General features: G+C 57.2%; 23 protein-coding genes and 1 riboswitch. Of the genes, 16 read left to right on the forward strand and 7 right to left on the reverse strand.

What is annotated here, in order from left to right; genetic code table 11:
- Positions 1-5: 5 nt before the first annotated feature.
- The gene (locus DEU53_RS08740; RefSeq protein ID WP_101761060.1) at positions 6-296 is read right to left on the reverse strand and encodes a hypothetical protein; all 291 of its coding nucleotides are present in this window, start codon (positions 294-296) and stop codon (positions 6-8) included.
- Between the two features lie 362 nt (positions 297-658).
- Here DEU53_RS08740 and DEU53_RS08745 point away from each other — a divergent pair, with 362 nt between their 5' ends.
- Together DEU53_RS08745 and DEU53_RS08750 are read left to right on the forward strand one after the other, a co-directional pair.
- Positions 659-871, forward strand: coding sequence for a hypothetical protein (locus DEU53_RS08745; RefSeq protein WP_101761059.1), 213 nt, complete (start codon positions 659-661; stop codon positions 869-871).
- 135 nt (positions 872-1,006) lie between these two features.
- The gene (locus DEU53_RS08750; protein ID WP_233501688.1) at positions 1,007-1,390 is read left to right on the forward strand and encodes a tautomerase family protein; all 384 of its coding nucleotides are present in this window, start codon (positions 1,007-1,009) and stop codon (positions 1,388-1,390) included.
- Between the two features lie 109 nt (positions 1,391-1,499).
- Here the strand turns inward: DEU53_RS08750 and DEU53_RS08755 are convergent, their stop codons facing one another.
- Genes DEU53_RS08755 through DEU53_RS08765 form a run of 3 tightly spaced genes read right to left on the reverse strand, consistent with a single transcriptional unit; the run spans position 1,500 to position 5,886 of the window.
- Entirely contained in the window at positions 1,500-3,302 is a 1,803-nt protein-coding gene (locus DEU53_RS08755) for an ABC transporter ATP-binding protein (protein ID WP_110866712.1), read from the reverse strand.
- The gene (locus DEU53_RS08760; RefSeq protein ID WP_110866713.1) at positions 3,299-4,741 is read right to left on the reverse strand and encodes a M81 family metallopeptidase; all 1,443 of its coding nucleotides are present in this window, start codon (positions 4,739-4,741) and stop codon (positions 3,299-3,301) included. The genes DEU53_RS08755 and DEU53_RS08760 overlap by 4 nt, the downstream gene beginning before the upstream one ends.
- Before the next feature lie 11 nt (positions 4,742-4,752).
- The gene (locus tag DEU53_RS08765) at positions 4,753-5,886 is read right to left on the reverse strand and encodes an ROK family transcriptional regulator (protein WP_110866714.1); all 1,134 of its coding nucleotides are present in this window, start codon (positions 5,884-5,886) and stop codon (positions 4,753-4,755) included.
- Positions 5,887-6,087: 201 nt separating this feature from the next.
- On the opposite strand from DEU53_RS08765, the gene DEU53_RS08770 reads away from it, so the two are divergent.
- The 5 genes from DEU53_RS08770 (at position 6,088) to DEU53_RS08790 (ending at position 11,750) form a co-directional block, all read left to right on the forward strand.
- Complete coding sequence (locus tag DEU53_RS08770) at positions 6,088-7,623, forward strand: ABC transporter substrate-binding protein (protein ID WP_110866715.1); 1,536 nt, start codon at positions 6,088-6,090, stop codon at positions 7,621-7,623.
- A gap of 18 nt (positions 7,624-7,641) precedes the next feature.
- Positions 7,642-8,562 (forward strand): ABC transporter permease, encoded by a 921-nt coding sequence (locus tag DEU53_RS08775; RefSeq protein ID WP_110866716.1) that lies wholly within the window; start codon positions 7,642-7,644, stop codon positions 8,560-8,562.
- Positions 8,562-9,428 carry an ABC transporter permease gene (locus tag DEU53_RS08780; protein WP_110866717.1) on the forward strand — a complete coding sequence of 289 codons (867 nt, stop codon included), beginning with the start codon at positions 8,562-8,564 and terminating at the stop codon, positions 9,426-9,428. Before DEU53_RS08775 ends, DEU53_RS08780 begins: the two co-directional genes overlap by 1 nt.
- On the forward strand, positions 9,425-10,369 hold the full coding sequence (locus tag DEU53_RS08785) for an ROK family protein (RefSeq protein ID WP_110866718.1): 945 nt from the start codon (positions 9,425-9,427) through the stop codon (positions 10,367-10,369). Before DEU53_RS08780 ends, DEU53_RS08785 begins: the two co-directional genes overlap by 4 nt.
- A 148-nt stretch (positions 10,370-10,517) precedes the next feature.
- The gene (locus DEU53_RS08790; protein ID WP_101761051.1) at positions 10,518-11,750 is read left to right on the forward strand and encodes an MFS transporter; all 1,233 of its coding nucleotides are present in this window, start codon (positions 10,518-10,520) and stop codon (positions 11,748-11,750) included.
- A gap of 104 nt (positions 11,751-11,854) precedes the next feature.
- Here DEU53_RS08790 and DEU53_RS08795 read toward each other — a convergent pair whose 3' ends face one another.
- Positions 11,855-12,730: a LysR family transcriptional regulator gene (locus DEU53_RS08795; RefSeq protein WP_110866719.1), complete on the reverse strand. Its 876-nt coding sequence runs from the start codon at positions 12,728-12,730 to the stop codon at positions 11,855-11,857.
- A 123-nt stretch (positions 12,731-12,853) separates the two neighbouring features.
- Between DEU53_RS08795 and DEU53_RS08800 the strand changes: the two genes are divergently transcribed.
- Positions 12,854-13,579, forward strand: coding sequence for a pirin family protein (locus tag DEU53_RS08800; protein WP_110866720.1), 726 nt, complete (start codon positions 12,854-12,856; stop codon positions 13,577-13,579).
- A 129-nt stretch (positions 13,580-13,708) separates the two neighbouring features.
- Here the strand turns inward: DEU53_RS08800 and DEU53_RS08805 are convergent, their stop codons facing one another.
- Positions 13,709-14,146, reverse strand: coding sequence for a 6,7-dimethyl-8-ribityllumazine synthase (locus tag DEU53_RS08805; RefSeq protein WP_110866721.1), 438 nt, complete (start codon positions 14,144-14,146; stop codon positions 13,709-13,711).
- Positions 14,147-14,321: 175 nt separating this feature from the next.
- A riboswitch (TPP riboswitch) is annotated at positions 14,322-14,441 on the forward strand.
- A gap of 129 nt (positions 14,442-14,570) precedes the next feature.
- Here DEU53_RS08805 and DEU53_RS08810 point away from each other — a divergent pair.
- The 8 genes from DEU53_RS08810 to fepB all read left to right on the forward strand — a co-directional run bounded on the left by DEU53_RS08810 (position 14,571) and on the right by fepB (position 20,951).
- Entirely contained in the window at positions 14,571-15,515 is a 945-nt protein-coding gene (locus DEU53_RS08810) for an FAD-dependent oxidoreductase (RefSeq protein ID WP_110866722.1), read from the forward strand.
- Positions 15,499-15,696 (forward strand): sulfur carrier protein ThiS, encoded by a 198-nt coding sequence (gene thiS, locus DEU53_RS08815; RefSeq protein ID WP_110866723.1) that lies wholly within the window; start codon positions 15,499-15,501, stop codon positions 15,694-15,696. The genes DEU53_RS08810 and thiS overlap by 17 nt, the downstream gene beginning before the upstream one ends.
- 3 nt (positions 15,697-15,699) lie before the next feature.
- A complete protein-coding gene (locus DEU53_RS08820) occupies positions 15,700-16,458 on the forward strand; it encodes a thiazole synthase (protein ID WP_110866724.1) in 759 nt (252 codons plus the stop codon).
- An 11-nt stretch (positions 16,459-16,469) separates the two neighbouring features.
- Positions 16,470-17,435 carry a HesA/MoeB/ThiF family protein gene (locus DEU53_RS08825; protein WP_110866725.1) on the forward strand — a complete coding sequence of 322 codons (966 nt, stop codon included), beginning with the start codon at positions 16,470-16,472 and terminating at the stop codon, positions 17,433-17,435.
- A complete protein-coding gene (locus DEU53_RS08830; RefSeq protein ID WP_110866726.1) occupies positions 17,432-18,148 on the forward strand; it encodes an ABC transporter ATP-binding protein in 717 nt (238 codons plus the stop codon). The genes DEU53_RS08825 and DEU53_RS08830 overlap by 4 nt, the downstream gene beginning before the upstream one ends.
- Positions 18,132-18,866, forward strand: coding sequence for an ABC transporter permease (locus DEU53_RS08835; RefSeq protein ID WP_110866727.1), 735 nt, complete (start codon positions 18,132-18,134; stop codon positions 18,864-18,866). The genes DEU53_RS08830 and DEU53_RS08835 overlap by 17 nt, the downstream gene beginning before the upstream one ends.
- A 9-nt stretch (positions 18,867-18,875) precedes the next feature.
- Positions 18,876-19,805: an ABC transporter substrate-binding protein gene (locus tag DEU53_RS08840; protein ID WP_110866728.1), complete on the forward strand. Its 930-nt coding sequence runs from the start codon at positions 18,876-18,878 to the stop codon at positions 19,803-19,805.
- A 195-nt stretch (positions 19,806-20,000) separates the two neighbouring features.
- A complete protein-coding gene (gene fepB, locus DEU53_RS08845) occupies positions 20,001-20,951 on the forward strand; it encodes a Fe2+-enterobactin ABC transporter substrate-binding protein (RefSeq protein ID WP_110866978.1) in 951 nt (316 codons plus the stop codon).
- Here the strand turns inward: fepB and entS are convergent.
- Positions 20,948-22,210 carry an enterobactin transporter EntS gene (gene entS, locus DEU53_RS08850; RefSeq protein WP_110866729.1) on the reverse strand — a complete coding sequence of 421 codons (1,263 nt, stop codon included), beginning with the start codon at positions 22,208-22,210 and terminating at the stop codon, positions 20,948-20,950. The two genes, fepB and entS, sit on opposite strands and share 4 nt — an antisense overlap.
- Between the last annotated feature and the right edge of the window lie 58 nt (positions 22,211-22,268).

Here is a 22,268-nt window from a genome sequence, read left to right on the forward strand (position 1 = left end):
CGCTATTAAGCGAGGTTTACGCCGCGTAAACCTGACCAGCACCTTGCGGCGGATTGAGTAATCATCACCGAAGGATCCTCACTGAACTCGCTCACCAAAGTCACCACCCGGTCGGTTAAACTTCTTATATTCTCGCTGCCTACATAAACGTATTCATTGGTGGGTAACACATAAGTGTAGCCTTTCTCGCACACCAAGCTACGCGCGAAACCATTCTCAAGCATCGCATAGAGCAATTCTATTTGCGCGCCAGCGGTGGGTTCTTTCAATTCGATACGGATAGTATAACTGAGCATGATATTATCTCCGGTGGCTTAATTTAAGTTTACTTAAGTTTAATTGACCAGAAATGAATTTCATTTTTTTAAGATAAATCTTAGCGCGAATTTATAAGTGATGACCGCCGTTAACAGTAAATGTTGGCCCTATTAAGCGCAGCGACAAAAAGGGTTAAATAATAGTTATTAAATTACTCTTTTATTACGTTCGGCTTAAATAAGTTTATTTTTAATTAAAGACAGCCGACTCCACGAAGACTATAATTATTTTATGGCTCATTTTGGGCTGATTACTAAAAAGTGTACAAATAGTATCCGCAACGGGCGATTTTAAAGATTTTTATTAATTAGTATTTATCTCTGCCCATGAGGAGTAGCGGATGAACTTAAGCATCACGGATTTTTATGTCTTTAGTCAGGCAGATACAGAAGGGTGCTGCAATCTACACCGCGATAGTTGCCGCCTGGCTCCTGCCTATGATAATCGTGTGTTCATGGGATCATTTTATTCTCCTGACCATGCCTGGCAATATTTCCACACGCATTATCCCAACAGCCGAGCGGTATTTTGCTTGTTATGCATGAAAGAATAATGTGTGAAAAACCTTCTGCCTGAAAAATAGCGGCAGAAGGTTGTATTAAACTTTAACGTGCAGGACAGAAACTGGCCAGCAATGGATGTTTTACCCGCTAGCACAACGCATCTAAGCCGTTCCAACCTCACTGTGATGAATATAGCCTGCCACCGCACGCCGCGTAAGCTGCGCCAGCATCTGCTGCGCACCATCTGCTGCATTGTGCTGACACAGTGCGATGCCCACATCTCCCGCCGCGGGCAGCAACGCATTCAGGTGATTGAATCGCTGGCGGCGCCGCGCTTTATCTACGATCGCCATTATCTCAGCGGTGGTCGTAGCGATCGCTATGTTTTGCTGAACATCGTGGCAGGCAAACCGCGCAGCGCGGAACAGAAGCGGGCAACCTATCGGGTGTTGAGTGAACGGCTGCAACAGCGGCTCAATCTCGATCCCAATGATTTAATGATCATCATCCAGCAAACCCAGCCCGAAGACTGGAGTTTTAGCGGCGGGAAGATGTTGGATTTGGGATGATAGTTTAAAACCGCACAAATCGTAGCGGCGCGATATATCGCGCATTGGTGCATAAACTTCATGCGCAATAAATCGCGCCGCTACAGCGTGTACGCTTTGTAAAAAGCGCTTATTCCATTACCCAATGCCCCTCACTCACCTCACGATAACGTCGCGCTTCGGGCACAAATCCCAATGCACGCACCGGGCTTTTCAGCTCGCTGATGTCAATCTGGCGCTTCACATGACGTCGCGCCGGATCGGGCACCGGCACCGACGACAGTAATTTGCGCGTGTAATCATGCTTCGGATTTTCAAATATTGCCGCGCGCGGGCCGATCTCGACGATTTCACCCAGCAGCATCACCGCCACGCGATGACTGATGCGCTCAACCACCGCCATATCGTGGGAAATAAACAGATACGACAAGCCGAGGCTCTGTTGCAGGTCGAGCAGCAAATTGATGATTTGCGCTTTCACCGTGACATCCAGCGCCGACACCGATTCATCGGCGATGATCATTTTCGGATCGAGCATCAGCGCGCGAGCGATGCAGATACGCTGGCGCTGGCCGCCGGAAAATTCGTGCGGATAGCGTTTCATCATGTCAGCGGATAACCCGACGCGCTCCATCAGCGAGGCGGCTTTCGTGCGCGCCTCGGTTTTGCTGCCTAAACGATGTTGCAGAAAAGGCTCGGTCAGCGCTTCCAGCACCGACATGCGCGGATTGAGGCTGGCAAACGGATCCTGAAAAATCATCTGCATGGCGCGGCGCAAAGTGCGCAGCTCATGAACAGAAAGATTCAGTACGTCGTAACCATCAAAGGCCACTTCACCCGCGTCGGGTGTGACGAGGCGCGTCAGTGAACGTCCGGTGGTGGATTTTCCACAGCCCGATTCACCAACCAGCGACAAGGTTTCGCCCGGCATTAGATCAAACGAGATGTTCTCCACCGCATGTACCGCGCCGGTTTTGCGGCTGAATACGCCTTCGTGGATGCTGAAGCGGGTGCTGAGATTTTTAACCGACAGCAGCGGCTGCTGCGATGTCGATACAGCGTTGGTCTCAGATGCGTCGCGCTGGTCAAAGGAAAACTTACGCGGTCCAGTAATGCCGCGCATCGCACCAAGCTGCGGCACGGTCGCAATCAGCGTGCGGGTGTAATCCGCAGCGGGCGCGGAAAAAATCGCGGCGGTGGTGCCGGTTTCCATCACATCGCCTTGATACATCACCAGCGTGCGATCCGACACCTCTGCCACCACGCCCATATCGTGGGTGATAAACAGCACCGCCGTGCCTTCCTCTTCCTGCAACGTCTTAATCAGGTCAAGAATCTGCCCCTGAATGGTGACGTCCAGCGCGGTGGTCGGTTCATCGGCAATCAGCAGTTTTGGCCGCAGCGCCAGCGCCATCGCAATCATCACGCGCTGGCGCATGCCACCGGAAAAGTGGTGCGGATAATCATTGAAGCGTTTCGCCGCGTTGGGAATACGCACTTTCTCCAGCAGCCGAATGGTCTCTTCACGCGCGACGCGTTTACTGATTTTGCGGTGATTGATCAGCGCCTCAGCAATTTGATTGCCGATGGTGAACGACGGATTCAGGCTGGTCATCGGCTCCTGAAAAATCATCGCCACCGCATTGCCGCGAATGTCACGCATGGCGGATTCGCTCAGCGTCAGCAGATCGACGCCGTTCAGCAGCACTTTGCCGCTGACGCGCGCGTGGCGCATGTTGAGTAAGCGCATGATCGCCATCGAGGTGACGCTTTTCCCCGAACCGGATTCACCGACAATCGCCAGCGTTTCACCGGCATTAACGGTGAGCGACAGGTTCTTGACCACCTCGCGCCAGTGATCCTCAACGCGAAAGGCGACGGTCAGATTTTCGATGCGCAGCACCGGTTCGACTGCTGAAGCGGGCGCGTTCATTTCGCTGCCATAAAGCGTGCCGATAAGTGGCTAACCGGCAGATAAGTGAAATCGGTATCGAACGGATAGGCGGGCTGCAATTTGCGCTTGCGAGTTAAGCGTTCCACATATTGATCAACCACGCCTTCCGACAGCGCCATAAGGTTGGGATTGGCCAGGGGTGCCAGCTCCGGCGACAGATAACCGGACTTCACTACCACGATTTTGGCCGCTGCGGGATCGAGGCCGAGCAGGGCGAAATCCGCCAGGTTGTGATAAGGACGGCGACGGTCGGCGACCACCAGCGTAATGCCGCCGGTTTGCAGCAGCGCCTGTTTCGCCAGCGAACGCGCATCATCGCTGAGATGTTTCACCACAAATTCGGCCTGCACTTTGCCGCCGGCCGGATCGAGTGAAGCGCCAACATTCAGCGTTAAGCTTGCGCCAACGCCAGCAGCAAAGGCCGCGTCAGTGGCCGGTTTATCGGTGATACCAGCCACGATCACCTGCTGCGCACCCTGGCGAATCAGTTCCGCCAACACATCCGCGCGATCGCCGACGCCGCCGCCGGTGGGATTATCCCCAGAATCAGCCAGAATCACCGGCGCGGTTTCGCTGGCGATGGCCATGCTGACGCACTCTTCAATGCTGCCGGTGACGCAGCCAAAACTAAATTCATCGCGCGCCTGCCAGTAAGCCAGCGCCAGTTTAGCCGCCTGTTCCGCCAGCACATCGGCATCGGTGCCGGTCATGATCGCGGCGGCGGTAGCGCGCGGTTCATCGGCCCAGACGTAACCGACCATCAGCGACGCATCCCAGATGTGCTCCAGCTGGTTTATCGCGGGCAAACGCGCATACAAACTTTTCGCCGGTTCATCTTCGGTGCTGGTGCGTTCACCGGGTAACACCACCGGAATCGGCGCCCACACCACGCCGGGTTTGACGCCGGTTTGCAGGCTTTTCACCAGCATCGATACCGAGCGGCGCATGGTCTCTTCCACATCAATGTGCGGCGCAGTGCGATAGGTCGAGAACATATCGATGGCATCGATGATGCGTTGCGTAACGTTGCCATGCAGATCGTAGCTGACGGTGATCGGGCACTCCGCGCCGACCAGCTCGCGCGTGGCGCTGATCCAGTCGCCTTCGGCATCTTCCATGCCTTCAACATAAACCGCGCCGTGCATCGCGAGATAAACGCCATCCACCGGCAAATGAGCCGCGAGGCGCGTCAGAAAATCCTGCTTAAAATCGTCGTAGGTGACGCGCGCCACCGGACCACCGGCGATGGCGCGCGCGTGGAAGGTCGGCAGAAACTCGGCATCATAATCCTGCAAAAAGGCGAAATAAGGATTGGTGGTCAGTTCATCCCCGCGCACGATGCGGAAGTCGTCGGCATAATTCAGCACCGGATTATAAGTACTGCACTCAGTATGAATGCCACCAAAAGCAATGCGCATAGCAGCCTCCGCTAGTCGGGTAGGTGAATGATAAAACGATACGCCGCCACACTGGCTGCGGCTCTGGCCCAGCTCTCTTCGTTGATCACCATGCTGGCGATCGGTGTTTTGCCGATAATCGACGGCAGCACATGGCTGTCGATGGCCTGCATCACCACGGTTTTCAGTAAGCCATCAAACGCATTGGGCTGATGCGCAATCACAATCAACTCGGGATCGTTCATCTGGATAATATTGGCGATGGATAAGCCCAGCGCATGACCGGCCTGATGCAAAATGGCAATCGCCGCGCTGTTACCTTTCACCGCCAGCGCTTCCAGTTCGGTAATCGATTCACACTCCAGCGCTTTATCACGCACGCTTTCGCGGATGGCGGTTAACGAGGCCAGCGTATCGAGGCAGCCGCGTTTGCCGCAGCGGCAGGGACGTCCGCCGGGCTCGATGGTGCAGTGGGCGATTTCACCGGCAGCGCCGTGCGCCCCCCGATGCAATTGGCCCTGAAAGAAGTGCGCCGACCCAATGCCATCACCGTGCGAAATCAGGGTGAAGTTGCGCGCCTTTTTTGCCACGCCGAAAATCTTCTCGCTCACCGCCAGCGCTTTGGCATCGTTCTCTAAAGACACTTCCAGCCCGGTTTGCTGTTTTAGCAGTTCCGCCAGCGGCACGTTCTTCCAGCCCAGCAGCGCCGACTGCACGCAAATCGCCTGATGTTCATCGACAAAGCCGGAAAGCGTCACGCCCAGGCCAATCAGCTGATCCTGCGTAATTGATTTCTGCGCAATCAGGTCCGGGATCGCCGCTGCAATGGTTTTGGCCAGCTGCGGCGGATCGAGATTCAACGGCATCTGGGTGGCGGTCAGCGTGCGGCCGTGCATATCAATCAGCACCAATACCACGCGTTCGTCCAGCAGCGAGGCACCGAGAAAATAGGCGCTGTCGGCACGCATTTTTAATAACACCGATGGGCGACCCTGGCCGCTGGATTCCGGAATACTCTCTTCCAGCAATCCGGCCTGCAGCATCTCTTTCACCAGCGTGCTAATTGCGGCTTTGCTTAATTTCATTTTTTCCGCAAGCACGGTGCGGCTCATGCCATGCGACGCAATAAGTAAGCGCAGAATTTGTTGCTGGTGGGCATTGAGCATTGAAGTTCTCACAGCGTTAGCACTATGCGCTGACAATAATAAGGACAGAAAACAAATACAACGCTATTTAGTTAAATTTCTGAATGTAGATCTGATTATAAGTAAATTATATGAACCAACCTATTGGCTTTTGTTTAGTGAGTGTGGCTTATATAGCGTGGATATTTCACCGATCATTTCAATGATTCATTGAGGGCCTTCATGGAAAGCAAAAATAAGCATTTCAAGGTACTGACGCTGGCCGGCTGTTTACTGGCGTCGATGGCGAGCGCCTCCGTTTTTGCCAGCCAGCTGGTGATCATGCAGAACGAACCGCCGCGCAGCATGGATCCTGGCAACCAAACCGCGACCTTTACCGGCACGGTGCTGGACCCAATGTACGAAGGCCTGACGCGTCTCGGTGATGACGGCAAAATCATTCCGGCATTGGCATTATCCTGGACATCCGATGACAGCGGACTTAACTGGACCTTTACCCTGCGACCCAATGTGAAATTCCACGACGGCACGCCCTTTAATGCCGATGCGGTAGTGGAAAACTTCCAGCGTCATTTAAATACGCAGCGCGGTTTAGCGGGTAGTGGGAAAATTCGCACCTTTATTCAGGACGTGAAGAAAAAAGACGATCTTACCGTCACGTTTCAGCTGAAAAAAATTAATCCGGCTTTTTTAACTGTTTTAGCCTCCGGCCCAGGATTAATGGTGAGCCCAAAAGCGGACAAGGCGGGCAGTATTAACAATAAAGCCGACGGCACCGGGCCTTATAAACTGGTGCAGTACAAATCCGGTGAATATGTACTTGAACAAAAGAATCCCGACTATTGGGGAAAATCTTCCGGGCCGGATGAAATTAAATGGACGTGGAGCAGCGAGCCTTCGGTGATGAATATGGCGCTGCAATCGGGTCAGGTTGATATTATTAACCCGGTGCCGCCGCAGTTTGCCGGCATGTTAAAAAATAACGCCAACGTAAATCTTAAACAGTCGCCGGGCGCGGCGGTGTTCTGGGTCGATCTCAATACCCAAAGCAAAGCGCTGAGCGATGTGCGCGTGCGTCAGGCGCTGAATTTCGCCACCGACCAGCAGGCGCTGGTGAAAGCCATCATGTTTGGTTATGCGCAACCGGCAAACTCCGCGTTGGCACCGGTCGATCCCAACTACGACAAAAGCTTGCATGACTATCCGTACGATCTGCAAAAAGCCAAAGATCTGCTGAAAGCGGCGGGCTACGCCGACGGTTTCCCAATGTCGATTGCGGTGCAGGCGCCGGATGCGCGTACCGCACAAGTGCTGCAGGGCATGTGGGGCAAAATCGGCGTGAAACTTAACGTGCGCCAGATGGAGAGCGGCGTGTGGACTAAAGCGGCATTTGCTGATGGCAAAGAGAAAGCCGCGCAGGGCACCGATGCGGTGCTGGCGTCCTGGTCTTCCGGTTTATATGGCTCGGATCTGCAGCTCCGTCCGCTGTATCACACCAGCAGCTTTGCGCCGGGCGGGGCCAATCTGGGCTTCTTCAGCGACAAGCAAACCGATGATCTGATCGATACCGCCGCATCCACACTCGACGATGCCAAACGCAAAGATCTCTACTTCCAGGCGCAAAAACAGATCAGCGGATTAGCGCCGCAGGTGCTGCTGTTCTATCAGGACGATCTCTATGCCGCACGTAAAAATATCAGCGGCGTGGTTATGCAGCCGGGCGGACAAATCGTCGTGCGCGACGCAGTGAAGCAATAACCTCATGGCTGATGTGATATGAAAGCGTACGTCGCAAAAAAGGTGCTTTCGCTGCCGTTAATCATTTTCGGCGTGTCGATTATCGTGTTTATCGCCATCCGCGCGCTGCCGGGCGATCCGGCGCGGCTGATGGCGGGACCGGAAGCACCGCAGGAAGCGGTGGACAGTATGCGCGTGCGGCTGGGGCTCGATCAGCCGCTGCCGCTGCAATACGTCAGGTTCGCGGCGGAAGCGCTGCACGGCAACCTTGGCTTGTCGTTGCAGTCGCAGCGTCCGGTGATGACGGAGATCAGCGAGCGTTTGCCGTACACCTTATCGCTGGCGGCGCTGGCGTATCTGCTGGCGATTGCGATAGGTGTTCCGGCGGGCATGACTGGCGCCATTTATCGCCAGCGGATTCCGGATCAAATCGTGATGGTGTTGACCATTGCCGGTGCGTCGATTGCCAACTTCTGGCTGGCGCTACTGGCGATGAATTACTTCGCGGTCGAGTTGGGCTGGTTACCGCTGCTGGGCGCCGATTCGTGGAAAAACTACATCATGCCCACGGTTACGCTGGCAATCCTGCCGATGGCGATGATCGCCCGCATGACGCGTTCCAGCATGCTGGATGTGCTGAGTCAGGATTACATCCGTACCGCCAGAGCCAAAGGATTAACCTCCGCCAGCATTAACTGGAAGCATGCGTTGCGAAATGCACTGATCCCGATTGTCACCATTGTGGCGCTCAACTTCGGCAGCCTGATTGGCGGCGCGGTGGTCACTGAATCGGTGTTCAATTGGCCGGGCATTGGCCGCTTGCTGGTGGATTCGGTGCGCTACCGCGATTATCCAATGATTCAGGGCGTGACGCTGGTGGCCGTGACTGGCGTGGTGCTGATGAATCTGGTGGGCGAAATCCTGATTGGCTTGCTCAATCCAAAAATAAGGTTCGACTGATGAACAGCATTGATACTTCCGTGCTGCCGCCGCGTTCGCGCAGCCGACACCTGATCAGCACTTTACTGGCAAATCCGTCCATTGCCATCGGCGGTGCGTTAGTGCTACTGGTGGTGCTCGCCGCCGCGCTGGCCCCGCTAATTACCCATTGGGATCCGGTGGAGCAGGATCTGCTCAACACCTTGCAAGCGCCGTCGGCCACGCACTGGTTTGGCACCGACGATTATGGCCGCGATATTTTTTCACGCGTGATTTACGGCGCGCGTATCACGCTGTTTGAAGTGAGCCTTAGCGTCGCGATCTCCATGGTGATCGGTATTCCGCTTGGCATCATTTCCGGCTTAGCCGGACGAAAAATTGATGCGCTGATCATGTGGGTGATGGATATCATCTTCGCCTTTCCAGGCATTGTGCTGGCGATTTTGATCGTTAGCGTGCTCGGCGAAGGACTGACCAATATGCTGATCGCCATTTCACTGTTTTCGATTCCGGTGTATGCGCGTCTGAGCCGCAACCTGACGCTGGGTCTGAAGAACATGGAGTACATCGAAGCGGCGCATATGCTCGGGGTGCGCTATCCGCGCATCATTACGCACTACATTCTGCGCAACTCAATTGGACCGCTGATTGTGCAATCCACGCTGACGGCGGGCGCGGTGGTGCTGTCCGCCGCCAGTTTGTCCTTCCTCGGTTTAGGCGTGCAGCCGCCGATGCCGGAGTGGGGCACCATGATGAGCGATGGGCGCAACTTCCTTGGCCTGAATATTTATGTGTCACTCTTCCCCGGATTGGCGATTTTGATTACCGTGCTGGGCTTCAATGTGTTGGGCGACGGTTTGCGTGATGTGATGGATAAACGTTTATGAGAAGACAATCTGCGGTGATTTGCCTCGATCTGGGCGGCTCTTTTATCAAGCTAGGCGTGATGAATGCGCAGGATCAATTAATCCTGCTCGATCAGCATAAAATCCCGGCTACCAGCTGGGACGATTTCACCGCGCTGGTGCGTCGCATGTTAGCCCAGCATCACCTGCAGTTTAACGCCAGCAGCCCGGTAGCGATCTCCACCGCGGGCATTGTGTCACCCGACTCTGGCGAGATATTTGCCAGCAATATTCCCGCGTTTCACCAGCGCAGTTTGGCGAACGAGCTGGGCGCGCTGCTGCAACGCCAGGTGATTGTGCATAACGATGCCGACTGCTTCACGCTGGCGGAAGCGCTGGCGGGCGCGGGAAAAGGTCACAAAGTGGTGTTTGGCGCGATTCTGGGTTCGGGCGTTGGCGGCGGATTGGTGGCAGATGGCCGCATCATTACCGGGCAAAACGGATTGACCGGCGAATGGGGACATGGGCCGATCACATTAACCGAAGTGGAGATTGATGGCGTCACGCGGCGACTGCCGCGTAAGGCGTGTCCATGCGGGCAAAAGGGCTGTCTCGACAGCTACGGCGGTGCGCGCGGGCTGGAAAATCTGCATCAGACGTTGCATGACCGCACGGCGAGCAGCATTGAGATCATCGAATGCTGGCAGCAGCAGGATGCGCTGGCGCAGCAAACCGTTCAGGCATGGCTGCAAATTGTCGGTCAGCCGCTAGCATACACCATCAATATCACCGGCGCGTCGCGCGTGGCGGTGGGCGGCGGATTGGCATCGGTGGCTCCGCTGATCGCGGCGTTAGATGAGGTGGTGCAGGGTTACGTATTACGCCGCACCGCACATCGTCTGGTGGTGCCAGGTGAGTTCGCGCATCACGGCGGCATGATGGGCGCAGCGCTGTTGGCGCTGCAGAATACGCATACTCCTTAGCGGCGCGATTTATCGCGCAATGAATTGCGCCGCTACGGAAGCGGGATTTTGCGCTATCATAAGCCGCTCACTCTGCTCAGTCCTGACGATGATTGTTTCAGGCAATCACGATCCTGACTGAGTTCTTCACTTGCGGTTCGGAAAACTCATGTCATCAGTACAACCCCAACTTACTCAGCTGCCGGATGAGGCATCGCTGCCGCGTCAGAGCGTGCTAAAAGCTTTGTTCGCGCTCGGCACCGGCGGCTTTGCCATTGGTACCGGCGAATTCGTCATCATGGGACTGCTGCCCGATGCAGCCAAAGGTCTCAACGTATCGATCCCCTCGGCCGGGCATCTCATCAGCATCTATGCGCTGGGCGTGGTAATTGGTGCGCCGCTGCTGGCGGTGCTGGGCGCGCGCGCTTCACGTCGTAATTTCCTGATGACGCTGATGGGCCTGTTTGCCGCCGGCAACCTGCTGAGCGCCATAGCGCCGGGATACTACTCGATGCTGCTGGCGCGTTTCCTCGCCGGTTTCCCACATGGCACCTTCTTCGGCGTGGCGGCGCTGGTCGCAGCCGGTTTGGTTGAACGGCGCAAACGCGCGCAAGCAGTCTCGATGGTGCTGTTCGGCCTGACAATCGCCAACTTACTCGGCGTGCCCGCCGTCACCGCTATCGGCCAATGGTTTGGTTGGCGCGATGCCTTTGCCATTGTCGGCGGTCTGGCGCTGGTGACCTTGCTGCTGATCTGGCTGTGGGTGCCAAACGTAGCGGGCGACAAAAATGCCAGCCCGCTGCGCGAATTGTCGGCGCTGACGCGCAAACAGGTACTGCTGACACTGGCGATTGGCGCGGTGGGCAGCGGCGGTTTGTTTTCGGTGTTTAGCTACGTGAAGCCGACCATGACCGAACTGGCGCAGATGCCGGTGAGCTGGATCCCGGCGGTGCTGGCGTTGTTTGGTTTAGGCATGATCATCGGTAACATCGCTGGCGGTCGTCTGGCCGATCGCGGCATTGAAAAGACCATCCGCATTTTATTGATCTGGTCATTCCTGGTGCTCAGCGCCTTCGTGTTTGCCGCGCATTATGCGCTGGCTGGTGCCATCAACGTCATGCTGGTGGGCACCATGGTGGCGCTGGCGGCGGTGTTGCAGATCCGTTTGATGGATGTTGCCGGTGATGCGCAAACCATGGCGGCGGCAATGAACCATTCGGCGTTTAACCTCGCTAACGCGCTCGGTGCATGGCTGGGCGGCGTGACCATTTCCGCTGGTCTGGGATGGCAATCCACCGGTTGGGTGGGCGCGATTCTGGCGGTGTTGGGTCTGCTGATCCACGCGGTGGCGATGCGCGATGCGCGCCGTAAATCGATTACCTTTGCACACGAAAGTCATTAACACCCTACCTACCGTAGCGGCGCGATATATTACGTATTGCCGGGATGGGCACATTGCCGCCCTTGATATGCGCAATAGATCGCGCCGCAACGGGTAATTAATTTTTACGCCAACTTCTGCTGCAAAAATGTCATAAACACCCGATTGATCTCACTGCGCTGACGGTGCTGCGGATAGAGCGCATTGAGATGGAGCGAGGTCGGCTGCCACTCTTCCAGCACCTTCACCAGCTCACCGCTCGCCAGCGCTGGTGCCACAATAAACTCTGGCAGCATAATCAGACCCAATCCGGCCACTGCTGCGTCGCGCAGCATTTCCCCGTTATTACTCACCATCGGCCCATGCACGCTAATCACTTTGCGCTGGTCGCCGTTAAACAGTTCCCAGCCGGTCTGGCTTTCGCGCCCGTAGCGCAGACACAAATGCTCGCTCAGCTCCTCCGGCGTTCGCGGTGCGCCTGCGCCATGCAGGTAGGATGGGCTGCCGCAGATCACGCGGCGGAACTCGCCCAGTCGCCTGGCGATCAAACTCGAATCTGGCAGCGTACCGATGCGAATCGCCATATCAAATCCTTCACCCACCATATCGACATGCCGATCCGCCAGTTCAACCTGAAACTGCAACCCCGGATGCTGGCTGAGAAACTCGGCAATAAACGGCGACAAATGGCTGATACCAAACGACATCGGCACGCTCAGGCGGAAGCTGCCCTGCAGCACCTGACGACGCCCCGATACCGCCAGCTCGGCTTCCTGCACATCATCCAGAATGCGCTGCGCGTGCTGCGCAAACAGCTGGCCGTTATCGGTTACCGACAACTTCCGCGTGTTGCGATTCAGCAGCCGCGCGCCAAGCGATTCCTCCAGCGCGGCGATGCGGCGGCTGACATACTGCTTCGACAGCATCAGCTGTTCGGCGGCAGCGGTGAAGTTGCCGGCTTTGATGACGGCTACATAAATACGGAGATCTTCAATCTGCATATTGTCCACTTATCGGTGACAGTTATTGTCATTTTGACGCATTGTTAGGCAAATCAGTTTACGTATACTTGTTTGCAACGGGAAGGGCAATCGCCCCCCAACAGCAAATTTGAGGAGCAGACCATGATTGAACAACGCCTGTCAGAACAACGCGGAGTGGGTGACCACGGTTGGTTAAATTCGCATCATACGTTCTCTTTCGCCAGTTACTGGGATCCAAAACAAACCGGCTTCTCAGATTTGCTGGTGATCAATGATGACCGCGTTGCACCGGGTCGCGGTTTTGGTGCGCATCCGCACAACAACATGGAGATCATCTCCTACGTGCTGGAAGGCGCGCTGGAGCATAAAGATTCAATGGGCACCGGTTCGGTGATTGTGCCGGGTGATGTGCAGCTAATGAGCGCCGGCAGCGGCGTCACGCACAGCGAGTTTAACCACTCGAAAACGGACAACGTGCACTTCCTGCAGATCTGGATTGTGCCTGGCGAACGTAATTCGCCTCCCGGTTATCAGCAGATTTCAGTGGCGGAACGTGACAAACGCGGTCAGCTGCGCCTGATTATTTCGCCGGCAGGGGATAACGGTTCACTCAGCGTGCGTCAGGATATTCGCGTTTATGCCGGACTGTTCGACGGTGTAGAGCAGCAAACCTTCGCGTTGGATGCCGATCGTTACGCCTATATTCACGTGGCTCGCGGCAGCATCGAAGTGAACGGCGTGAAGTTCAAAGAGGGCGACGGTGCACGCGTTCGCAACGAAAGCGCGCTGCAGTTCGCTAACGGTGATGATGCGGAAGTGCTGGTGTTTGATTTGCGTCCGCTGGAAGTGAATCATCCACTGCGTTAATGACGAATAGCTGATACTTTATTCGTTAGACTATTTTACGAGATGACTGGCACTATTCTGAAAATGAGCCGTTGAAGGTCATCATAAATAAAAAGGGAGCGCCTGAAGAGGTGCTCCCTTTTTAATGCATCAATCAATCGACAAATTATGAATCGCTAACACCGCGCGCGCCGCTTCTTTGCCTTTCTTAATAAAATGCTCGGTATAGAAGTTTTCAATCACATCAACCGGCTGGAAATTATGTGGCGTTAATGAAACGGAGAACACCGGTACGTTGGTGGTCAGCTGCACATTCATCAAGCCATCAACCACCGCAGCGGCAACGAAATCATGGCGATAGATACCGCCGTCAACCACCAGCGCAGCGCAGACAATCGCATCGTATTTGCCGGTTTCGGCTAGACGCTTAGCCAGCAGCGGCATTTCAAATGCGCCAGGCACTTCCAGCACTTTTAATTCCGCTTCTACGGAGTGATCGGCTAATTCTTTTTCAAAACCCACTAAGGCATTATGGACAATTTCTTTGTGCCAGCCGGCTTTAATAAATGCAATTTTAATATTCTTCATGGTTATTACGACATCACCTGTAATTGGTTCTTGCGCATAAAATAATGTGTTTGTATACCATATGTTACGTTTGTGATCCACAAAGCCTAAGTAGCGATAAATGCCGTGATGCTAAATGCCACGTAAAGCATCCGGTTATTCCGCGCTTGACGGCGACCATCGCCTGCAATACAAATAGACGCGTCGGGGGAGTCTCGCCAAAGAGACTGAGAGGCTAATAGCGCACTGCGCGGTTTAGCGACCCTTTGAACCTGACCCAGTTGATACTGGCGTAGGAAGACTGACAGTCTTTATCATTGGGCTGTCTGGCGCTCAAACCAGCTCGATGGATGCGCCATTTCCCTTCTCCTGTATCTGCGGGTCTCAGCTAACACTGAGAGGCCGATGTGAATTCCCCCTGTTTGAACATCCTGGATCCGGCGCTGTGAGCCGCTGGAGCGTGCTTGGCTGCGGCGTGGCGGGCCTATGCGTAGCCACTTTACTGGCGGAACGCGGTGAAGACGTTGAGGTGATGGGCGATGACGCGCGCCGCCCGGCATCGTGGTTTGCTGGCGGCATGCTGGCGCCCTGGTGTGAAGCCGAAAGCGCGCCGCGCGATGTTATCACTCTTGGGCAACACGCCGCCGCGTGGTGGCAACAGCGCGTCAGCAGCGTCGAGCATCAGGGCACGTTGGTGGTTGCGCCGCCGCGCGACAGCCAGGAACTCAACCGTTTCGCCCGCATGACCGAGCAGCATCAATGGGTCGATCCCGCCAACATTGAACCGGCGCTGGAAGGGCGCTTTGCGCGCGGTCTGTTTTTCGCCGGGGAAGCGCATCTCGATCCGCGTCTGGCGTTGCAGGAGATGCGTGACGCGCTGATCGCGCGCGGCGTGTCATTCAGCAATCACGCGCCGAGCGGCCAGATTATCGATTGTCGCGGCATCCACGCCGCGCCGCAACTGCCGCGCCTGCGTGCGGTGCGCGGCGAAATGCTGATTTTGCACAGCGATGAAGTGCAGTTTTCCCGCCCGATTCGTCTGCTGCATCCGCGTTTTCCCTGCTATCTGGTGCCGCGTCGCGGCGGCCACTTTATGCTCGGCGCCACCATGATTGAGAGCGACGATGCCAGCGCCATCAGCGCGCGCGCCATGATGGAGTTACTCAGCGCCGCCTATGCCATCCATCCCGCCTTAGCTGAAGCGCGCGTGATTGAGAGCGGCAGCGGGCTGCGTCCGGCCTATCCGGCGAATCTGCCGGAAATCGACTATCACAATCACACCTTTTATCTCAACGGCATGTATCGCCACGGTTTTCTGCTGGCGCCAATGCTGGCAGAGCAGCTGATGCAACGCATTTCTGGGGAACTCAATAATGAATATTCAGCTTAACGGCCGCGCCATCAGCACCCAGGCAACAAGCCTGAGCGAATTGCTGATCGAGCAGCAAATTGATGTGGCCTGCGTCGCCACCGCCTACAACGGTGCGTTTGTGCCGAAAAGCCAGTACGACACGCAGCGGCTGGATGAAGGTTGCCAGCTCGAAGTGCTGTCACCGATGCAGGGAGGTTAAGCGATGTTTTACGATTTTGAACCGCAATCACGCTTCCTGCTCGGCACCGCCGGTTATCCTTCGCCCGCCATTTTGCAGCAGGCGATTGCCGCCTCCGGCACCGACATCATCACCGTCAGTTTGCGGCGCGAAGGTGCGGCTGGCGCGGCATTCCGCGAACTGCTAACCGGCCTTAACATCCGCGTGTTACCGAATACCGCCGGTTGTCACACGGTAAAAGAGGCCGTCACCACCGCGCACATGGCGCGCGAACTGTTCAACACCGCGTGGATCAAACTGGAAGTAATCGGCCATGCCGACACGCTGCAGCCCGATCCTTTCGCGCTGGTGGAAGCCGCGCGCATCCTCAGCGCAGAGGGTTTTCAGGTGTTTCCGTACACCACCGAAGATCTGATCGTCGGCGAAAAGCTGCTGGCAGCGGGTTGCGAACTGTTGATGCCGTGGGGCGCGCCGATTGGTTCCGGCCAGGGTTTGCGCAATATCGACGGCCTGCGCGCCATGCGCGCGTGGTTCAGCGACATCCCGCTGATCATTGATGCGGGCATTGGCGCGCCGTCGCAGGCGGCGCAGGCGATGGAAATGGGCTTCGATGGCATTTTGCTCAACACCGCCGTCGCCAAAGCCGGCGATCCAGTCGGCATGGCCAACGCCTTCCGGCTGGCGATTGAAGCCGGACAGGCCGCGCGCGCTGCCGGACTGATGGAGAAGCGCGATATGGCAGCCGCGTCCACGCCGATCTTCGGCCTGGCAAATCTGAGTTAAGGACGGCAACTATGCAACGTTATCAACGCCAGATGATGCTGGCGGAAATCGGCGAAGCCGGGCAGCAAAAGTTACTTAACGCGCGTGTGCTGGTGGCGGGCGCGGGCGGATTAGGCGCCACGCTCCTGCCGCAGCTGGTGGGCGCGGGGGTCGGCTATATTCGGCTGTATGACGACGATGTGGTGGCGCTGCATAACCTGCATCGGCAAACGCTGTTTACGCAGCAGGATATCGACCAGCCCAAAGTGCTGCGCGCGCAGCACGCGTTGCAGCAGCGCAATCCGCAGGTGCAGATCGAGGCGCTGCAACAGTCGCTGAGCGCCAGTAATCTGCAGCAGGCGCTGGCGGGATGCGATCTGGTGATCGATGCCGCCGATAACTTTGCCGTCACCTACCAACTTTCCGATGCTTGCATGCAGGCGGGCATTCCACTGATCAGCGCCTCGGTGCTGGGGCGGCAAGGTTACGTCGGCGGATTCTGTGGCGGCGCGCCGAGCTATCGCGCGCTGTTCCCACGCTTGCCGTCCTCGGCAGCGAACTGCAACACCGCAGGCGTGATGGGCCCGGCGGTGGCAGCGCTCGGCGCGATGCAGGCGCAGATGGCGCTCAGCGTGCTGCTGCAGTTGTCGCCATCGCCGCTCGGTTGTCTGGTGAATTGCGATTTTGTGAACTGGCACTTCCGCCAGTTCCGCTTTGATGATGCTGAAGAGCCGGAACATGCGGTGCCGTTTATCGATCCGCAACAGTTGGCCGCCGATGACTGCATTGTCGAACTGCGCAGCTATGAAGAAGCGCCGGTCAGCGTGGCGGATGGCGTTGAGCGCATCTTGCCGCAGGCGATCGCCGCGTGGCAGCCGCCCGCCCAGCAGCGCATCGTGCTGGTGTGCGCCAGCGGCATCCGCGCCGCGCAGGCCGCTAACGCGCTGGCGCAGCGCGGATTTCACCAGCTGGCGATTCTGGCGGCCAATCGTCCATGAATCAGGACATTCTGTTCAACGATGTGAGCTTTAGCTGGGGCGATAAACCGCTGTGTCAGCGGTTGAATCTGCACCTGCGCGGTGGCAAAACCACGGTAATGCTGGGACGCAGCGGCATCGGCAAAAGTACGCTGCTGCGGTTGGTGGCCGGTTTACTCCAGCCGCAGCAGGGTGCGGTGCAGGGCTTGAGCGGCAACGTGGCGTGGATGGGCCAGCAGGATCTGCTGTATCCGTGGCTGACGGTGCTCGACAACGTGATGCTGTCGGCGCGGCTCAGCGGCGACAAGCCGGATCGCCCGCGTGCGCTGGCGCTGCTCGAGCAGGTAAAACTCAGCGACGTGGCGCATGCACCCCCGCATCAACTCTCCGGCGGCATGCGGCAACGCGTGGCGCTGGCACGCACGCTTTATGCGCAGCGCGACGTGGTGCTGATGGATGAACCCTTCGCCACGCTGGATGTGATGACCAAACTCAGTTTGCAAACGCTGACCGCCGGATTACTGCGGGGCAAAACTGTGCTGCTGGTGACGCACGATCCGCTGGAAGCGTGCCGCATGGCCGATGACATTCTGCTGCTGCAAGGCCAGCCGCTGGCTATCGAAAGCTGGCCGGTTGCTAGCGGTGACGCGCCGCGTCCGTTTGATCATCCCGACGTCCTGCAGGCGCAGGCGCAACTCTTCTCCCGACTGAATACCCATGAAAACAGTGTTTAGCGCGATCTACCTGATCGTGGTGCTGCTGTGCGGCTGGTTACTGGCGCGTCACAGCGGCGTGCCGAGTTTCCTGCTGCCCGCGCCACAGGCGGTGCTAGAGGCGCTGTGGCTGCATCGTCAACTGCTGTGGCATCACGCGCTCTATACGTTGGCGGAAATTGTGCTGGCGCTGCTGCTGGGCGTCGGCGCGGGCGTGACGCTGGCGGTGCTGATGGCCGCCAGTACGCTGCTGCGTCGCGTGCTGTTTCCGCTGGTCACCGCCAGCCAGGCAATCCCGGTGTTTGCCCTCGCGCCGCTGCTGGTGCTGTGGCTCGGCTTTGGCATCGCCTCAAAAGTGGTGGTGGCGGCTTTGATCCTGTTCTTCCCGCTGTGCTTGTCACTGTTTGATGGGCTGTGCCGTACGCCGGTCGGTTGGCTGGAGCTGGCGCAAACCTCCACGTCGTCGCGTTTCCGCATCTTCTGGCGCGTGCGCTGGCCTGCCGCGTTACCGCAGTTTTTCTCCGGCCTGCAGATGGCGGTGGTGTTGGCCCCGATTGGCGTGGTGATTGGCGAATGGGTCGGCGCCAGCGAAGGGCTCGGCTATCTGATGATGCAATCCAACGCGCGACTGGAAACCGCCACCAGCTTCGCGGCGCTGCTGCTGTTACTGGTTCTGGCGCTGCTGCTTTCGGGCAGCGTGGCGCTGATGCGCAAGAAAATCCTCTGGCAATCTACATAAGGAAATACCGTGAAAATCCTACGAATGGCATTGACCGCGTTGCTGCTGCTGGCGACCGCTAACGTGCAGGCGGCGGAGAAAGTTCGCCTGCTGCTTGACTGGTTTATCAACCCCAATCACGCGGCGATTTTTGCTGCCCAGCACAGCGGCGCGTTTAAGAAAGAGGGGCTGGATGTGGAGATGATCGCGCCCGCCGATTCGGCGTCCGTGCCGCTGCTGCTGGCGGCGGGCAAAGTCGATCTCGCCGTCAGCTACCAGCCGCAGCTCTACACGCTGGTGGATAAAGAGGTGCCAGTAATCCGCGTCGGCACGTTGATTAATCAGCCGCTGAATACGCTGACCACGGTGTCAGACGATATTCACTCGCTGAAGGATTTCGCTGGCAAAACCATCGGCTACGCGGTGCCGGGCACCGAAGACGTGGCGATCCGCAATATGCTAAAAGTGCAGGGCGTTGATGCCGACTCGGTGAAGCTTATCAACCTGAATATGGATGGCACCTCCGCGTTGCTAACGCACAAGATTGATGGCGCGATGACCATCTTTCGCAACTATGAGCTGCTGGATCTGAAAGACAAAGGCGCAAAGCCAACGGTGTTCAAGCCGGAAGATTACGGCGTGCCTGCTTATGATGAGTTGATCATCCTGGCAAACCAGAAAACTGCCGCGCAGGACAAGCGCATTCCGGCGTTTTTACGTGGCCTGGATGCCGGCGTGGCGTGGCTACGCGCTCACCCGCAGGAAGCGTGGCAGGCGTTTATCGAAAAATATCCCGAGCTGAATACGCCGCTCAATCACGAGGCGTGGCAGGCCACGCTGCCATATTTCGCCGCGCACAGTGCGGCGTTTGATCAGGCGCGCTATCAGGCGTTTGGTGAATATATGCAAGCTAATGGCGTGATTAAGGCTGTGGCGCCGATGGGGCGATATTCGTTGTAAGTTGGTGAGGTTTGCCCCTCACCCCAGCCTTCTCACGCGCGCGGGAGAAGGAGCCGGCCGCGCCCACCTAATTATTCCCTCTCACGCTTGCGGGAGAGGGTTAGGGTGAGGGGAAACCACGCACTATTTCCCTTGCACCCGCACTTATTTTTGATAATGATATTTATTCTCAACTATCAAGTGATGGACAACCTGATGCGTTTCCCCGCTCTTTCTCTGCTGCTTAGCCTGTTTTTCATCTGCACCCATGTTCACGCCAACGTAACCTGGCCGCGCACTATCGCTACACCGAAAGGCCCCTTCACACTGCAACAGCCGCCGCAGCGCATTGTTTCTACCAGCGTTACGCTGAGTGGCACTTTGCTGGCAATTAACGCGCCGCTGATTGGCTCCGGTGCCACCAGTCGCAATAGCAGCGTATCGGATGCGCAGGGCTTTTTTACGCAATGGAGCGCGGTGGCCAAAGCGCGTCAGGTTAAACCGCTCTATATTTCACAGCCGAATGCCGAAGCGATTGCCGCCGAAGCGCCGGATTTGATCGTGATTGCCGCCACCGGCGGCGATTCGGCGCTGCGCCTCTACGATCAGCTGCAAACCATCGCGCCGGTGTTAGTGATCGACTATGGCGATAAGAGCTGGCAGGCATTGACCCTGCAGCTGGGCGAGATTACCGGCCATGAAGCTGATGCCAATAAGGTGATCGCAGCATTCGACCAACGAGTCGAAGCAGTGCGTCACAAGATTACGCTGCCGCCGCAGCCGACCTCTGCGCTGGTCTATTACGAAGATGGACGCGGAATGAACTTGTGGACGCCAGCATCGGCGCAGGGCGCGCTATTACAGGATTTGGGCTTTACGCTGGCCGCGCCGCCTGCCAGTTTTCAGGGCAGCACCAGCATGGGTAAGCGCAATGACATTATTCAGCTGAATGGCGAAAACATGGCCGATGGCATCACCGGCAACACGCTATTGCTGTTCGCCGCTGATGAGAAAACCGTGCCGCAGGTGGCGAAGAATCCATTCCTCGCCCATCTGCCGGCGGTACAGCAGCACGACATCTTTGCCGTAGGTAACGATACTTTTCGTCTCGATTACTACAGCGCCAGCAATATGCTCAGCAGCATCGAGCGGCAGTTTACCCGTTAAGCCTCTGCGGTGGCGGGCTGCGGCGCGTCCGGTTGTTCACTGAGGCGCGCCGAGCGCAGGCCGCGCGCCGCCAGCGACAACAGCACCAGCAATCCCGCCGCCAATCCGCCAAACCACAGCACGCTGCTCAACGGTGCCAGCACACGTGCCAGCGCGCCTAAACCCAATGCACCGACCGAATCGCCGGTCACATCCTGCGCGGTGCCGAGGCTGTTGACGCGTCCCAGCAGCGCATCCGGCGTGTGGTGCTGCGTCAGCATAAACTGCAATAGCGAGGCGATGGCGTTGCTGTAGCCGTAACACACCAGCGCCAGCAGCGCGGGCAGCAGATGACTGTAAAGACCGAGTGAGGCGATACAGGCAAATGCCAGTAGCGCACAACCCATCAGCACCCATCCCGGGCGCGTTAACTGCCGCACCCAGCCGCTGGTAAAGGCACCGATCATCGCACCCAGCGGCACCGCCGAGTACATCAATCCTAATGCGGATGCATCGGCGTGATAGGTGATCGCCAGCGCCGGGAACAGAATACGCACCGCGCCAACCATGCTGAGCAGCAAGCCAACCAGCACCACCGCGCCGACCACTTTATGCTGGCAGACAAACTGCATGCCGCTCGCCAGCGCGCGCAGCGGATGCTCCGGCTCCTGTTGTTCGGGCTTCATCGACGGTAAACGCACCAGCGGAATCAGCGTTGCTAGCGTACCAATCGCGGCGACCGCAAACGCCCACCCGACACCCGCCGCAACGATGATCATGCCGCCGAGCGCGGGCGACAAAATCGCGCCGAGGCGCACCGTTAGCATACTGAGCGCACCGGCTTCCGCCAGATGTTCACGTCCGACGATCAGCGGGATCACTGCCATTAGCGCAGTCATGCCGAGCGCGCCAAAGAAGCCATCCCAGAAGGCGAGGAAGTAGAGCGCCAGCAATGAAGGCGCTGGGCTGAAGGCGTTGAGGCTGAGCAGCACAAAGCCGATGCCGCAGGTGCCGCGCGCGAACAGGATTAATTTGCGGCGATCGTAGCGATCGGCCAGCACGCCGCCGAGCAGCAGGCCGATAAACATGCCGATGCCATCGAGCATTACCGCCACACCAACCTGCAACGTGGAGCCGGTCATCGCCTGAATTTGCACCGGCACGCCAACCGCCAGCATGCCAAGGGCGAATACCGAGAGCATGCGCGCGCAGAATATCGCGCGGAAGGAGGCGTTGTTTTTGAGTAAACTGAAATCTAAGAATATCGAGGGCTTAGCCATAAATCTCCAACGGTGAATCACATTTGCATCACCCGTAGCGGCGCAATTTATTTCGCGT

It is taken from the genome of Pantoea sp. AG1095 (genome assembly GCF_003208415.1).
In the GTDB taxonomy this organism is placed as follows: domain Bacteria; phylum Pseudomonadota; class Gammaproteobacteria; order Enterobacterales; family Enterobacteriaceae; genus Pantoea; species Pantoea leporis.